Source organism: Burkholderia metallica (genome assembly GCF_902832845.1).
Lineage (GTDB): Bacteria > Pseudomonadota > Gammaproteobacteria > Burkholderiales > Burkholderiaceae > Burkholderia > Burkholderia metallica.
On record NZ_CADFDB010000006.1, the window covers coordinates 34,298 to 48,817 of the forward strand.

A 14,520-nucleotide genomic window follows, 5' to 3' on the forward strand; every position below is an offset into this window, starting at 1 on the left:
GCCGATCCGTATCGGGTCGTCACGCATCGGGCTTGTCCCCCTTGTACAAGCGCCGCACGCCTCCTAACCTCTTTTAAGCGACCGATCGGTTGGCCGCGCAACGTCGTTGCGTGCGCAAGCGCCCGGCCGGGGTCGTGATGGGAGAGTGAGGAGGTGACGCGAATCCGGGGAGGATGAAGTGCTAACTCGGGTTGCTCGAATGAGGTGTGGGATCAGAGATAGCGTTGGAGCGCTTACCTTACCTAACCACGGCATGGGGGCTGAGTAAGCGCTGAAGCGCTAACTCCGGCCGACCGCCGTGGGGGTGGAGTAAGCGCTGAAGCGCTAACTCCACCCAGCCACGCCATGGGACCAGAGTAAGCGCTAAAGCGCTAACTCTGGTCGACAGGAGACAAGATGAACCCAACCGAAGCCCTACCGCCCGGCATCGTCTTCGCGCAGCCGTTGACGCCCGTCGCCCATTCGCTGCTTCTGTCCTTCCTCGTCGCAGCCCTCCCGATCGTGGTCGCGCTGATCGCGCTCGGCGTGCTGCGCCGCCCTGCGTGGCAGGCGTCGCTCGCCGGCCTCGTCGCGGGCCTTGCGGTCGCGATCGGCGCATGGGGCATGCCGGCCGGGCTCGCGTTCAACGCGGTCGGCGCGGGGATGGCGCTCGCGGTCGTGCCGGTCATGTGGATCGTCTTCAACGCGCTGCTGCTGTACAACATCGCGGTGAAATCGGGCCGCTTCGACCAGTTCCGGCAGTGGATGCTCGACAACCTGCCCGACGACCGCCGCCTCGTGCTGCTCGTCGTCGCGTTCTCGTTCGGCTGCCTGCTCGAAGGGATCTCGGGATTCGGCACGCCGGTCGCGATCACGAGCGCACTGCTGATCGCGCTCGGCTTTCCCGCGCTCGAAGCGCTCACCTATACGCTGCTGTTCAACACGGCGCCGGTCGCGTTCGGCGCGCTCGGCGTGCCGATCACCGTGCTCGGCGCGGTCACGTCGCTGCCGCCCGCGACGCTCGCGCAGATGGTCGGCCGCCAGTTGCCGTTCTTCGCGCTGCTGCTGCCGTTCTACGTGGTCGGCGCATACGGTGGGCTGCGCTCCATCTCGAAGCTATGGCCTGCGCTGCTCGTGTCGGGCGCCAGCTTCGCGCTCGCTCAGTTCGTCACGTCGAACTTCCTCGGCTACCAGCTCACCGACGTGCTGTCGTCGCTCACGTCGCTGATCGTCACGATCGGCTTCCTGCAGGTGTGGAAGCCGCAGCCCGATCCGCAATACGCGCTCGCGCGCAGCGTGCCGGCCGCGGCCGGCGCCGCGCGCGCGGGCTTCGGCGGCTGGCTGCCTTGGCTCGTCGTGTCGGTGGTCGTGATCGTGTGGGTGCACGCGAACATCGCGGCGATCGGCGACGTGAAGATCAAGTGGCCAGGGCTGCACAATGCCGTGTTCGTGTCGCTGTACCACAAGCCGTATGCGGCGATCTGGGACTTCCAGCCGCTCGGCACGGGCACCGCGATCCTGGTGTCGGCGATCGTCACGGCGGCGTTGACGCGCACCGGCGTCGGCGCGTTCCTCGAATGCGTGGTGAAGACCTGGCGGCAAACATGGATCGCGATCGTCACCGTGATGATGATCGTCGGGCTCGCGTACCTGCTCAACTATTCGGGCATCAGCTACACGCTCGGCACCGGCGTCGCGTCGACCGGCGCGCTGTTCCCGCTGGTCTCCGCGTCGCTCGGCTGGATCGCGGTGTTCCTGTCCGGCAGCGACACGTCGGGCAACGCGCTGTTCGGCAACCTGCAGGTCGTCGCCGCGCGCCAGCTCGGCCTCGATCCGGTGCTGATGGCCGCGACCAACTCGTCGGGCGGCGTGATGGGCAAGATGATCTCGCCGCAGAACATCGCCACGGGCGTATCGACGACGGACCTGAAGGGGCAGGAGGGCGTCGTGTTCGCCCGCACGTTCTGGCACAGCGTGATCCTCACGCTGCTGCTCGGCGTGCTGGTGTTCCTGCAGCAGCACGTATTGACGTGGATGATTCCGGCACTGCCGAAATGACGTGAGCGCAACGACGCACGGAACCGGCGAACGCGCGGCAGTTCAGCGCGCGTTCGCCCGCCGTGCCGTGGGGCCGGCTTCATCGGCACCGGCGGTGTCGCTGCCGTCCGGCAGGATGCACGCGAGAAACGCGTCGATCGCGGGACTCTGGCGGCGCGCCTTCAGGTAGTACACGTATTCGTCTATCGTCGTATCGACGCCGCGCAGCACGATCACGCGCAGGTCTGGATGCCGCTCGGCCTCGCCGAGCGGAAAGAGGCTGCCGCCCACGCCATGCAGGATCGCCTCGCGAATCGCTTCGCGGCTGCCGATTTCGGCGACCGATACGGCCGAAACGCCCGCGGTTTCGAGAATCGTCTCCGTGCAGCGGCGCGTGACCGAGCCTTCCTCGCGAATCAGCAGCCGTACGTCGGCGAGCTGCGCCGGCTCGATCGCGTCGAAACGCGCGAGCGGATGCGAGCGATGCACGACCAGCACGAGCGGATCGGTCGAGATCACCTTGCGTTCGAGGCCGTCGGCATCATTGCGCTGCGACGACACCGCGAGATCGATGCGGAACTCCTGCAGCGCCTGCAGGATTTCCTCGGAGTTGCCGATCCGGCACGTGAGCGCGATCGACGGATGCGCACTCGAGAAGCGGCCGACCGCATCCATGATGTAGTACGGGCCCGTCGCGCCGATCCGCAGGTGGCCTTCGAACAGCCCGCCGACATTGCGCAGCATGATGTCGGCCTGCGCTTCGAGCGCGATCATCTTCTCGACGAGCGGCAGCAGCTCGATGCCCGTGTCGGTCACCTCGAGCTTGCGGCCGCTGCGGTAGAACAGCTCGACGCCGTACACCTGCTCGACCTGCCGGATCTGCGCGGCGATCGTCGGCTGGCTCACGCCCAGGTGGCGCGCGGCGCGCGTGATGCTGCCCTGCCGGACGGTCGCGTGGAACGCCTTCAGCTGATCGAACACGACTCGGCTTCTCCCCTCTGTATCGCGCGTCAGCGTAGCGCACGCGTATGACCGCCGGATGAAAGGCGCGTCGTGCGCCGCTTCGAAAAAATTCCTGTGGGTCACCCAAAGAAACCTGCGGTAACCGGTCACGGCCGGGACATGCCGGTGCGGGGTAATAACGGGCAACGCATCACCGCCGGCCCCGCTCGACCGGCGCCCCCACTTCTACCGACAACAGGGTTCTCTTCATGTCCTCGAACAATCGACGCGATTTCCTGCGCCTCGCCGCGCAGTCGGCCGGCGCGATGGCCGCCTACGCGGGCTTCCCGCCCGCGATCCGCAATGCGCTGGCGATGCCGGCCGCCTATCGCACGGGCACGATCCGCGACGTCGAACACGTCGTGATCTTCATGCAGGAAAACCGTTCGTTCGACCATTACTTTGGCGGGTTGCGCGGCGTGCGCGGCTTCAACGACCCGCGCCCGCACCTGCTGCCGAGCGGCGCGCCGGTGTGGCAGCAGCCGCCGGCGTCGGTGTTCACGAAGAACTACCATTCGCGCGGCCTCGATCCGTCGGCGCCGTACGTGCTGCCGTTCTACCTCGATCCGAAGCAGACGACCGAATTCCAGCCGGGCACCAACCACGGCTGGAGCAGCGGCCACCTGTCCTGGAACAACGGCCAGTGGGACCAGTGGGTGAACCAGAAGCAGGACGTGCTGACGATGGGCTACCTGAAGCGCCAGGACCTCACGTACCACTACGCGCTGGCCGACGCGTTCACGATCTGCGATTCGTACTTCTGTTCCGCGCACGCCGACACGGCGCCGAACCGCATCTACCTGTGGACCGGCACGGTCGACTCGCGCAACATCTACGGCAACCCGCCGAACGGCCCGGGCATCGGCGAGCGCGACGACGTGAACGGCTACACGTGGACGACCTATGCGGAACGCCTCGAGAACGCGAAGATCAGCTGGAAGGTGTACCAGGGCGGCACCGGCATCCCGGGCGATCCGACCGACAACTACACCGACAACTCGCTGATGTTCTTCAAGCGCTTCCAGGTGAAGGAAGGCGCCAGCGGCCCGCTGGTCGACAAGGGCGCGTCGGATCACACGCTCGCCGAACTGAAGGCCGACGTGCAGGCGAACCGGCTGCCGCAGGTGTCGTGGATCGTGGCGCCGTACAAGTACAGCGAGCACCCGCAGGCGTCGCCGACCGACGGCGCGTTCTACATCAACATGGTGCTCGAGGCGCTGACGTCGAACCCGGAGGTCTGGGCGAAGACGGTGTTCATCCTCAACTACGACGAGAACGACGGGCTGTTCGACCACGTGGTGCCGCCGGTGCCGCCGGTCACGAGCGGCGTGGGCGGCCAGGGCATCGTGTCGTCGAACCTGCTGTCGAATCTCGGCGACGAGCTGCTCGACCTGAACAAGTACCCGGGCGAAATGAGCCCGCTCGTGCCGGGCGCGGACCCGGGCGGCATCCAGCCGATCGGCCTCGGGCCGCGCGTGCCGCTGATCATCATTTCGCCGTGGACGAAGGGCGGCTGGGTCTGCTCGGAGACGTTCGACCATACGTCGGTGCTGCGTTTCCTCGAAGCGCGTTTCGGCGTGAAGGAGCCGAACATCAGCGCATGGCGCCGGTCGATCTGCGGCGACCTGACGTCCGCGTTCGACTTCTCCGCGCGCCCCGATACGCGCACGGTGAGCTTCACGGTGCCGCAGCACATCGCCACCGCCGGCCACGCGTACCAGGTGCCCGCGCAGCAGTCGATGCCCGTGCAGGAGCCCGGCACGCGGCCCGCGCGTGCGCTGCCGTACGAGCTGTTCGTGCACAGCCGCGTGAGCGGGCACGACGACACCGTGTCGCTCGACTTCGCGAACACCGGCGACGCCGGCGCGGCGTTCTACGTGTACGACCGCCGCAACCCGGCGACGCCGCCGCGCCGCTACGCGGTGTCCGCGCACGACCGCTTCGTCGACACGTGGAACACGTCGGCCGCGCGCGGCGACTACCATCTCGCGGCATACGGCCCGAACGGCTATCTGTGCGAGTTCCAGGGCAACACGCGGCTCGCCGTGGACGGCCGCCACGCGAACCCGGAGGCGAAGATCGGTTACGACGTGCGCAACCGCCACGTGTATCTGCAACTGCGCAACAGCGGGCGCGCGACGTGCCGCGTGACGGTCGACAACGCATACAGCCATGCGCCTGCGCGCACCTACACGCTGGAGCCGGGCGAGCGCGTCGAGGGGCACTTCGAGCTGTCGTCGAGTCACGGCTGGTACGATCTGACGATTACCGCGACGACGCTGCGCGGCGACGACGACAAGGTCGTGCGCCGCTTCGCCGGCCACGTCGAGACCGGCCGGCCGAGCCAAAGCGATCCGGGGCCGGTGAAGCAGACGGCCTGACGAGGAGGCCGAGATCGCGCGGTCCGGCGTGTGCGCGCCGGCCGCGCGATTGAACTTTGGAAACTGAAAACTGTTGACAATCTGGTCGGGCGAGGGTATACAACGATCATTCGCCGATATGGCGCCCTCGTTTTCACCGCAGCTGCGCTGCCTGCCCGACCATGACCGCCCCGAACGCACTCACCGCCATCGAACTCCTGCAAAGCCAGTCGCTCGCGATGATCGTCCAGGACATGCTCGAGCGGGCGATCGTGTCAGGCGAGTACGCGCCCGGCGAGAAGCTCAACGAAGTCGATATCGCGACGAAGCTGAACGTGTCGCGCGGCCCGGTGCGCGAGGCATTCCGCGCGCTCGAGCAGGCCGGGCTGCTGCGCAACGAGAAGAACCGCGGCGTGACCGTGCGCGTCGTGCCGCTGCGCGAGGCCGAGGAGATCTACGAAGTGCGCGCGATGCTCGACGAGTCGGTCGCGCGCGCGCTCGCGAAGCGCATCTCGCCCGACACGCTGAAAGTGCTGAAGGGCATCATCCAGTCGATGAAGGACGCCGCGAAGACGCACGACGTCACGCGCTATACCGAGCTGAACGTGCAGTTTCACGACGCGATGGTGGTCGGCGTCGGCAATACGCATCTCACTGATACCTATCGCCGGCTCGTGCGCCAGCTCGGGCTGCTGCGCCAGGCGGCGATCGAGGCCGAGGAGGATGCGATCGCGGTGTCGGCGGCCGAGCACGACAAGATCGTGCAGGCGCTCGCGGCCGGCGACGAGGAAAAGGCCGTCGCGCTCGTGCGCGAGCACGTCGCACACGGCCTCGCGCGGATGCGCCGCACGCACGAGCAGGGGCTGCCGGTGGCGGGGAAGGCGGCGCGGGAGAAAGCGGGGGCGTGAGTCACCGCGTGCGTTGTCGCCGCACATAGACGACACTGGTTCGCCGGGCAGATAGCTGCGCCGAAGCGAGCGTCACGACAACCGTCTCGACGACATCCAGTCCGTCTCATCACACCTCAAGCCTTATCCGCCTTCCCCGCCGCACTCGCAAACTTCGCGAGCCACCTATCGACAATCGCCGGCTGCCGGTTCTCGTCCTCCGCGCGCTCCTTGCGGCGGATCGCGTTCCGCACCACGTGCGCACCGACATATCGGATCGGCTCCGGCGGGAACGATCCGAGCGGGCCGCGCGCGATCGGGCTGCGTGTCCACGCGTTGTCGAGGCCGAGCACGAGCGACGACAGGATCTGCCCGCCCATATACGTCGGCCCGACGCCGTTGCCCGAATAGCCGAAGCCGTAGAACACGTTCGGCGCGTCGTCGAGGCGGCCGAAGAACGGGAAGCCCGTCACCGAGCGGTCCGACGGCCCGTTCCAGCTCGCCGTGATCGGCACACCGGAAAGCGACGGGAAGAATTCGCGCAGGCTCCGCGTGAGCTGCGCCTCGTATGGCGAGCGACGGTCGAACACCGGCGCGATGCGGCTGCGCCACGAAAACGTGTTGCCGCCCTTGCCGAGCATCAGCCGCCCGTCGGCGGTGGTGCGGTAGTAGTAGACGAAGATCCGCGAATCGAGCACCGATATGCCGTCCACGAGCCCGGTCCGCTCCAGCAGCTCCGGGCATTTCTCGGTGATGACCATGTCGCTCGACACGACCGCGATCGTGCGTTCGAACTGCGGGAAGCGGCTCGCCATCCACGCATTGATCGCGAACACGAGCTTGCCCGCCCGCACGCTGCCGGACGGCGTGCGCACGACGGCCGGCTGCCCGGGCGTGAAGTCGAGCAGCGGCGTGCGTTCGTAGATCCGGATGCCCATCGCGAGCGCGACGCGGCGCAGCCCGCGCACGAGCTTGCCCGGGTGCACGGTCGCGGCGATCGGCGAGTAGACGCCGTCGAGATTGCGCGCGGAACCCGAGCGGCGCGCGACTTCGGCGGGCGGCAACGGCTCGTAGCTGTGGATTCCGCAGGCGGCGAGCGCGTCGAGCACCGGCGCGAGCGTGCCGACCTGCGCGCGCGACGTCGCTGTGTACAGCGTGCCGTCGAGCCGCAGCTCGGCATCGATGTCGTGCGTGCGGCAGAAATCGGCGATGTGCTGCACGGCCGCTTCGGATGCCTTCACGAGCCGGATCGCCTCGGCTTCGCCGAATAGCCGCCGCAGCGTCAAAAATTTCGCGGACCACGTGAGCAGGCAGCCGCCGTTGCGGCCGCTCGCGCCGGCGCCGCACAGGTCGGCCTCGACGATCGCGATGTCGAGCGCGGGGTTCTGCTGCTTCGTCTGGATCGCGGTCCAGAGCCCGGTGAAGCCGCCGCCGACGATGCACACGTCGGCCCGCGTCTCGCCTTGCAGCGCGGGGGCGAGATCGCCGTCGTTGAACAACGCGTGTTCGATCCAGAAGGGTCGCATGGAAGAGTTCGTCGAAAAGGGGGCGTGCCGCGCACGGCCCGCCAACACGGGCCGCCGCATGCGAACGTGCATGCGGCGGGGTACGTCACGTCACGTCACGTCATGTCGTCGTGCGTGACGTCAGGCGGCCGCTTCGGCCGACACGCGGCGCACGCCCATCGCGTTCAGCGTATCGGCGATCGCTGCGACCGCACCGGGAATCCCGGCTTCGCCGAAGTGGCCGATGCAGCCCACGCGGAACGTGTCGACCTCGGTCAGCTTGCCCGGATACAGGATGTAGCCGCGCTGCTTCACTTCCTGGTAGAACCGCTTGAAGTCGTAGTTCGGATCGTCCGGCGCATGGAACGTGACGATGATCGGCGCCTGGATCGCCGGATCGAGAAACGGCCGGAAGCCGAGCGCGCGCATCCCGTCGATCAGCGCGCGATAGTTGCGCTGGTAGCGGCCGCCGCGCGCGGCGAGCCCGCCTTCGTCGATGTATTGCGCAACCGCCGCATCGAGCGCCGCGACCACGTGCGTCGGCGGCGTGAAGCGCCACTGCGTCGTGCGCTGCATGTAGACCCACTGGTCGTACAGGTCCATCGCGAGCGAGTGGCTGTTGCCCTCGCAGCGTTCGAGCGCGCTGCGCTTCGCGATCACGAAGCCGAGGCCCGGCACGCCTTCGAGGCATTTGCCGGACGCCGCGATCACCGCGTCGAACGGCGTCGTGCGCGCGTCGATGTCGATCGCGCCGAACGAGCTCATCGCATCGACGATCAGCGCGCGGCCGTGCCGCGCGACGACCTGCGCGATGTCGTGCAGCGGGTTCAGCACGCCGGCGCCGGTTTCGCAGTGCACAAGCGCGACATGCGTGATCGACGGGTCGGCCGCGAGCGCGCGCTCGACGTCGGCCGGTTCGACGCGGCGGTCCTCGCTGTAGTCGATCGTCGTCAGCGTGCGGCCGAGCACGCGGCAGATCTTCGCGAGGCGCGCGCAGTACGCGCCGTTGTTCGGCACGAGCACGTGGCCGTCGCGCGGCACGAGCGTGCCGATCGCCGCTTCGACCGAGAACGTGCCGCTGCCTTGCAGCGGCACGCATTCGTGCGTGCCTGCGCCGTGCACGATCTGCAGCAGGCGTTCGCGCAGCCGCGCGGTGATCGCGTTGAAGTCGCTGTCCCACGATCCCCAGTCGCGCAGCATCGCGTCGCGCGTGGTGTCGGAGGTCGTCAGGGGGCCGGGGGTGAGCAGGATGGGCTGGGCGGCGAGCGTCATGGTGTCTCCTCGATGAAGTCGGGACGTCACGTGAATACGGTCGGAAAATCAACGGCGATGCGGGTGGCGCCACGCCTGCGTGCGGCGCAGCAGACGGTGCGAGATGCACGCGAACAGCACGCACGCGAACGACGACGTCGCGAGCACGAGCGTGGCCATCGCGGCGGCCGGACCCATCTGGCCCGCGTCGTCGAGGTTCAGGATCGCGACCGATGCGGGCTGCGTGTCGGGCGAGTAGAGGAACGCGACGGCAGAGACTGTCGTCATCCCGTTGACGAACAGGTAGCGCGCGATCAGCAGGATCGCGGGCAGGCACACGGGCACGGTCACGCGCACGAAGGTCTTGTAGAACGGCACCTTCAGCGAGGCGGACACGGCCTCGAACTCGCTGTCGATCTGCCTGAGCGCGGTGACGGCGGTGAGGTGGCTCGACGCGTAGTAGTGGACGACCGTGACGATCGCGAGCAGCCACAGCGACCCGTACAGCCCGTTTAGCGGATTGCCGGGCGCGTTGAACAGGAAGATGTAGCTGATGCCGAGCACGAGCCCCGGCACGCCCATCGGCAGGATCGCGCACAGCGCGATGAAGCCGCGCAGCCAGCGCGCGCCGCGGGTCTTCTCGATCAGGTACGCACCGCCGAACACGACGATCGTGCCGCCGAGCGCGACGGTCGCGGCCATCCGCAGGCTGTTCTTGTACGCATCGAAGATGCCGGCGCCGATCAGCCCCATCTCGTAGTGCTGCAGCCCGACGCTCATCTGGTACGGCCAGAACTTCACGAACGATGCGAACACCGAGATGCCGACCACCGCGACGAAGAACGCGCACACGAGCGCGCAGTACGCGAGCATCGCGGCGTCGAAGCCGCGCGACGGCTTCGGCTGGTACGGCGTCGAGCGCGCGCCGAGCTGCGACTGCTGGCGACGGCGGACGAAGAAGTCGACGCCGAACGCGACGAGGGCGGGGCACAGCAGCATCAGGCTCACGACCGCGCTGCGGTTGAAGTCCTGCAGCCCGATGATCAGCTTGTAGATGTCGGTCGACAGCACGTTGTACGAGCCGCCGATCACGACCGGCACGCCGAAGTCGTTGATGCACATCGTGAACGCGACCATCGTCGCGCTGATCAGCCCGTACTTCGCACCGGGCAGCGTGATCGTGAAGAACTTGCGGATGCGGCGCGTGCCCATCGCGTCGGCGGCCTCGTAGAGCCGGCCGTCGGCGAGCGACAGCGCGGTGACGAGGATCATCAGCACGTGCGGGAACGATGCGTACACCATGCTCAGCACGATGCCCGGCAGCCCGTAGATCGAATGGCCGTGCAGCAGCGGCTTGAGCAGCCCCGCGTTGCCGAACCAGTAGATGAACGACACCGCGGACAGCAGCGTGGGCGCGAGCAGCGGCAGCAGCGCGATCGTGCGCGCCGCGTTCTTCAGCGGCATGCACGAGCGCGTCAGCGCATACGCGAACGTGAACGCCATCGGCACGACGATCGACGTGACGAGCGCGCCGACCGTCAGCGAATGCAGCATCGAGCGCAGCACGCCGCTGTCCTCGAGATACTCGACGAAGTTGTGCGCGCCGACGAAACGCCCGTCCGCGTCGACGAAGCATTTCTGCACGACGAGCGCGAGCGGCAGCAGCAGGAACGTCGACATCAGCGCGGCCATCGCGACGAGCGCGAGCTGCGCGATGCGGTCGTGCCAGTGCGTGATCTGCCGCACGTCGGCGGGGGCGCAGGCGCCGCGGCGGCGCTCGGTGAGGACGGTGCTCATTGCAGTCGCTCCTTCGCGCTCGGGAACACGCGGACATGCTCGCGATCGAGCGCGAGGTCGATGCGCGCGCCGGCCTGCACGCCGGTGCGGTCGACGTCGTGATACGACAGGTCGGCGACGATTTCCTGGCCGTCGAGCCCGTCGATCCGGAAGCTCACGCGGCAGAACGCGCCGAGGAATTCGAGCTTTTCGACACGGCCGGCCAGCACGTTGTCGGCCGTCTCGCCCGGCACGCGAATGCGCAGGTCCTCGGGGCGCACGTACACCGATACCGCCGCGCCCTGCGCAGGCCGTGTCGCGTCGTGGCGGCAGTCGAGGCCGACCGCGCCCGCGCGCAGCGTGCCGTCCTGCGCGACTTCGGCGGGAATCGTGTTGACGCGGCCGATGAAGTCCGCGACGAACGGCGACGCGGGCTGCCGGTAGATTTCGAGCGGCGTGCCGATCTGCTCGATCACGCCGTGGTTCATCACGACGATGCGGTCGGCCATCGACAGCGCTTCTTCCTGGTCGTGCGTGACCATGATCGTCGTCACGCCGAGCCGCTGCTGCAGCGCGCGGATTTCCTGGCGCAGCCGCACGCGCACGCGCGCATCGAGCGCCGACAGCGGCTCGTCGAGCAGCAGCAGACCGGGAGAGGTGGCGAGCGCGCGCGCGAGCGCGATGCGCTGCTGCTGGCCGCCGGACAACTGGCCCGGATGCTTGCGATGGCTGTCGGGCAGGCCGACGAGCGCGAGCAGCGTGTGCACGCGCTCGTGGATCGCGTCGCGCTTCATCCTGCGGTTCACGAGCCCGTACGCGACGTTGTCGTACACGGTGAGGTTCGGGAACAGCGCATACGACTGGAACACGATCCCGTAGTCGCGCAGTTGCGGCGGCAGACGCGAGATGTCGCGGCCGTCCTGCATGATGTGGCCGGCGTTCTGCGTCTCGAGCCCCGCGATGATCCGCAGCAGCGTGGTCTTCCCGCAGCCGGACGGCCCGAGGAAGCAGATCATTTCGCCCTTCATCACGCTCAGGTTGATGTCGGTGAGGACCTGCGTGTCGTTGTACCGCTTCTCGATGCGTTCTACGCTCAGATAAGGTGCCATGCGCGCCTCCATGCTGGGGCGGCCCGGGGGCCGGATTCCACGAAGAAAAGGGGGGCGCGGGGCGGCGCGCGGCGCGGCCCCGCTGCCGGTCGCGGCATTACTGCTGCGCTTTCGCGCCGTAGCGCTTCTGCCACGTATCGAGAATCGACTGGCGGTTCTTCGCCGACCATACGAAGTCGTTCTTCACGAGCAGGTCCGCGTAGTTGTCGGGAATGCCCGCGAGCTTGCGCGCGACGCCCGGGTACGCGACGATCGCCCACCAGCGCGCGGTGATCTGGTTCGCGTCCTTGCTCGCCATGAAGTCGGCGAGTTTCTTCGCGGCATCGGGCTGCTTCGTCGTCTTCATGATCGCCGTGCCCTCCATGTCCCAGCCGAGCCCTTCCTTCGGGAACACGAGATCGATCGGCGCGCCTTGCGACTGCAACTCGTGGCCGCGGAACTCGAACGAGATGCCGATCGGGAATTCGCCGGTGCCGGCGAGCGTGCAGGGCTTCGAGCCCGAATGCACGTACTGCGCCACGTTCTTGTCGAGCGCGTCCATGAATTTCCAGCCCTTGTCGTCGCCGAAGGTCTGCAGCCATGCTGTCACGTCGAGATAGCCGGTGCCGGACGAAACCGGGCTCGGCATCACGATCGCGCCTTTGTAGACGGGCTTCGTCAGGTCTTCCCACGACGTCGGTTTCGGAATGCCCTTCGCCTGTGCGGCGACGCGGTTGTAGCAGATCGTCGCGCCCCACACGTCCATGCCGACCCAGTGCGGCGGCGTGTTCGCATCGCTGTACTTGCGCGTGAGCTGGTCGAAGCCCTTCGGCGCGTACGGCAGCAGCATGCCCTGCAGGTCGAGCAGCGTGAGGCTCGACGCGGCGAGGCCGAGCACGACGTCCGCGCGCGGGTTGTTCTTCTCCGCGAGCAGCTTCGCGGTGACCGAGCCGGTCGAGTCGCGCACCCAGCGGATCTCGATATCGGGGTTCGCTTTCTCGAACGCGTCCTTGTAGGGCTTCATCGCCTCGTCTTCCAGCGCGGTATAGACGAGCAGCGACGTCTTCGCGTGCGCCGCCTGCGCGGCGCCGAGCGCGACCGCCGCGGCCAGCGCGACGCGCACGGCACCCGCCGCCCATGCATTCAAACGCTTGTTTACCGGCACTTCGTTCATCTTCAGACCCCTTGACTGTGGCGCCGCGGCACACGGCGGATGAGTGGAGACCAGCCCTCTTGCTGCTACGTTGTTTTGCTTTCTGTTCTCTGCATGTTGTTGACAATCTACAAATCATCAATTTTAATGTCAAGCATGGAAAACACCTCCTTCGGCGCGACGCGGGCGCCGACGGCTCTACCCTTCGACCTGAAAGGAATGAACGTCATGACTGAAACGCCTGTATCCGTGGAAGTGAACGGCCGCCGCTACAACTGGATGAGCCGGCCGGTGGTGGTCGTGTGCGTCGACGGCTGCGCATACGAATATCTGGAAGAAGCCGCCGAGGCCGGCGTCGCGCCGTTCCTGCGCACGCTGCTGAAGCCGGGCACGGCGCTCAAGGGCGAGTGCGTGGTGCCGAGCTTCACGAACCCGAACAACCTGTCGATCGTGACCGGCGTGCCGCCGGCGGTCCACGGGATCAGCGGCAACTACTTCTACGATCGCGACACCGGCGCCGAGGTGCTGATGAACGATCCGAAGTACCTGGTCGCGCCCACCGTGCTCGCGACCTTTGCGGAGCAGGGCGCGAAGGTCGCGGTCGTCACCGCGAAGGACAAGTTGCGCCGCCTGCTCGGCAAGGGGCTGAAGGGCATCTGCTTCTCGTCGGAAAAGGCCGACGAGGCGAGCATCGAGGAAAACGGCATCGACAACGTGCTTGAACTGGTCGGCAAGCCGGTGCCGAGCGTGTACAGCGCGGACCTGTCGGAATTCGTGTTCGCGGCCGGCGTGCGGCTGCTCGAAACGCGGCCGATCGACCTGATGTACCTGTCGACCACCGACTACGTGCAGCACAAGTGCGCGCCCGGCACGGAAGGCGCGAATGCGTTCTACGCGATGATGGACACGTACCTGCAGCGTCTCGACGAGCTCGGCGCGATCGTCGCGATCACGGCCGACCACGGGATGAACGCGAAGCACGACGATGAAACCGGCGAGCCGAACGTGATCTACCTGCAGGAGCTGTTCGACGAATGGCTCGGCCACGACGCGGCGCGCGTGATCCTGCCGATCACCGACCCGTACGTCGTGCATCACGGCGCGCTCGGCTCGTTCGCGACCGTCTACGTGCCGGCGACGGCCGATGCCGACGCGTTGCGCGCACGGCTCGCCGCGGTCGACGGCATCGAGGTCGTGCTGACGGGCGCCGAGGGCTGCGCGCGCTTCGAGCTGCCGCCCGCGCGGATGGGCGACCTGATCGTGATCTCGAAGCAGGACGTCGTGCTCGGCACGCGCCGCATCAAGCACGACCTGTCGGGCCTCGACGTGCCGCTGCGCTCGCACGGTGGAATCTCCGAGCAGATCGTGCCGCTGATCTTCAGCAAGCCGGTCGCGAGCGACGTCACGGGCCGCGCGCGGCTGCGCAACTTCGACATCATCGACATCGCGCTCAACCATCTGCAGTGATGCAGTTGCACCCTC

10 protein-coding genes are annotated in these 14,520 nt (G+C 67.5%); 4 read left to right on the top strand and 6 right to left on the bottom strand.

What is annotated here, in order from left to right:
• Positions 1-396 precede the first annotated feature (396 nt).
• Positions 397-2,037 (top strand): L-lactate permease, encoded by a 1,641-nt coding sequence (locus tag HWX08_RS17740; protein ID WP_069257884.1) that lies wholly within the window; start codon positions 397-399, stop codon positions 2,035-2,037.
• A 42-nt stretch (positions 2,038-2,079) separates the two neighbouring features.
• Here HWX08_RS17740 and HWX08_RS17745 read toward each other — a convergent pair whose 3' ends face one another.
• Positions 2,080-2,997 carry a LysR family transcriptional regulator gene (locus HWX08_RS17745; protein ID WP_174921903.1) on the bottom strand — a complete coding sequence of 306 codons (918 nt, stop codon included), beginning with the start codon at positions 2,995-2,997 and terminating at the stop codon, positions 2,080-2,082.
• A 230-nt stretch (positions 2,998-3,227) separates the two neighbouring features.
• Between HWX08_RS17745 and HWX08_RS17750 the strand changes: the two genes are divergently transcribed.
• A complete protein-coding gene (locus tag HWX08_RS17750; RefSeq protein ID WP_174921902.1) occupies positions 3,228-5,399 on the top strand; it encodes a phosphocholine-specific phospholipase C in 2,172 nt (723 codons plus the stop codon).
• Positions 5,400-5,560: 161 nt separating this feature from the next.
• Positions 5,561-6,286 carry a phosphonate utilization associated transcriptional regulator gene (locus HWX08_RS17755; RefSeq protein WP_069257881.1) on the top strand — a complete coding sequence of 242 codons (726 nt, stop codon included), beginning with the start codon at positions 5,561-5,563 and terminating at the stop codon, positions 6,284-6,286.
• A gap of 116 nt (positions 6,287-6,402) precedes the next feature.
• Here HWX08_RS17755 and HWX08_RS17760 read toward each other — a convergent pair whose 3' ends face one another.
• The 5 genes from HWX08_RS17760 to HWX08_RS17780 all read right to left on the bottom strand — a co-directional run bounded on the left by HWX08_RS17760 (position 6,403) and on the right by HWX08_RS17780 (position 13,059).
• Positions 6,403-7,791, bottom strand: coding sequence for an FAD-dependent oxidoreductase (locus HWX08_RS17760; protein ID WP_174921901.1), 1,389 nt, complete (start codon positions 7,789-7,791; stop codon positions 6,403-6,405).
• 120 nt (positions 7,792-7,911) lie between these two features.
• Positions 7,912-9,042 (bottom strand): 2-aminoethylphosphonate--pyruvate transaminase, encoded by a 1,131-nt coding sequence (locus HWX08_RS17765; protein WP_174921900.1) that lies wholly within the window; start codon positions 9,040-9,042, stop codon positions 7,912-7,914.
• Between the two features lie 48 nt (positions 9,043-9,090).
• Positions 9,091-10,818, bottom strand: coding sequence for a putative 2-aminoethylphosphonate ABC transporter permease subunit (locus tag HWX08_RS17770; protein ID WP_174921899.1), 1,728 nt, complete (start codon positions 10,816-10,818; stop codon positions 9,091-9,093).
• Positions 10,815-11,906, bottom strand: coding sequence for a putative 2-aminoethylphosphonate ABC transporter ATP-binding protein (locus HWX08_RS17775; protein ID WP_174921898.1), 1,092 nt, complete (start codon positions 11,904-11,906; stop codon positions 10,815-10,817). The genes HWX08_RS17770 and HWX08_RS17775 overlap by 4 nt, the downstream gene beginning before the upstream one ends.
• Positions 11,907-12,003: 97 nt before the next feature.
• Positions 12,004-13,059, bottom strand: coding sequence for a putative 2-aminoethylphosphonate ABC transporter substrate-binding protein (locus tag HWX08_RS17780; protein WP_069257877.1), 1,056 nt, complete (start codon positions 13,057-13,059; stop codon positions 12,004-12,006).
• A 207-nt stretch (positions 13,060-13,266) separates the two neighbouring features.
• Between HWX08_RS17780 and phnA the strand changes: the two genes are divergently transcribed.
• Positions 13,267-14,505: a phosphonoacetate hydrolase gene (gene phnA / locus HWX08_RS17785; protein ID WP_174921897.1), complete on the top strand. Its 1,239-nt coding sequence runs from the start codon at positions 13,267-13,269 to the stop codon at positions 14,503-14,505.
• Positions 14,506-14,520 lie beyond the last annotated feature (15 nt).

Excerpts from the sequence above, each read along its gene's own strand:
- HWX08_RS17740 (WP_069257884.1), top strand. The coding sequence starts at position 397 with ATGAACCCAACCGAAGCCCTACCGCCCGGCATCGTCTTCGCGCAGCCG.
- HWX08_RS17750 (WP_174921902.1), top strand. The coding sequence starts at position 3,228 with ATGTCCTCGAACAATCGACGCGATTTCCTGCGCCTCGCCGCGCAGTCG.
- HWX08_RS17755 (WP_069257881.1), top strand. The coding sequence starts at position 5,561 with ATGACCGCCCCGAACGCACTCACCGCCATCGAACTCCTGCAAAGCCAG.
- HWX08_RS17760 (WP_174921901.1), bottom strand. The coding sequence starts at position 7,791 with ATGCGACCCTTCTGGATCGAACACGCGTTGTTCAACGACGGCGATCTC.
- HWX08_RS17765 (WP_174921900.1), bottom strand. The coding sequence starts at position 9,042 with ATGACGCTCGCCGCCCAGCCCATCCTGCTCACCCCCGGCCCCCTGACG.
- HWX08_RS17770 (WP_174921899.1), bottom strand. The coding sequence starts at position 10,818 with ATGAGCACCGTCCTCACCGAGCGCCGCCGCGGCGCCTGCGCCCCCGCC.
- HWX08_RS17775 (WP_174921898.1), bottom strand. The coding sequence starts at position 11,906 with ATGGCACCTTATCTGAGCGTAGAACGCATCGAGAAGCGGTACAACGAC.
- HWX08_RS17780 (WP_069257877.1), bottom strand. The coding sequence starts at position 13,059 with ATGAACGAAGTGCCGGTAAACAAGCGTTTGAATGCATGGGCGGCGGGT.
- phnA (WP_174921897.1), top strand. The coding sequence starts at position 13,267 with ATGACTGAAACGCCTGTATCCGTGGAAGTGAACGGCCGCCGCTACAAC.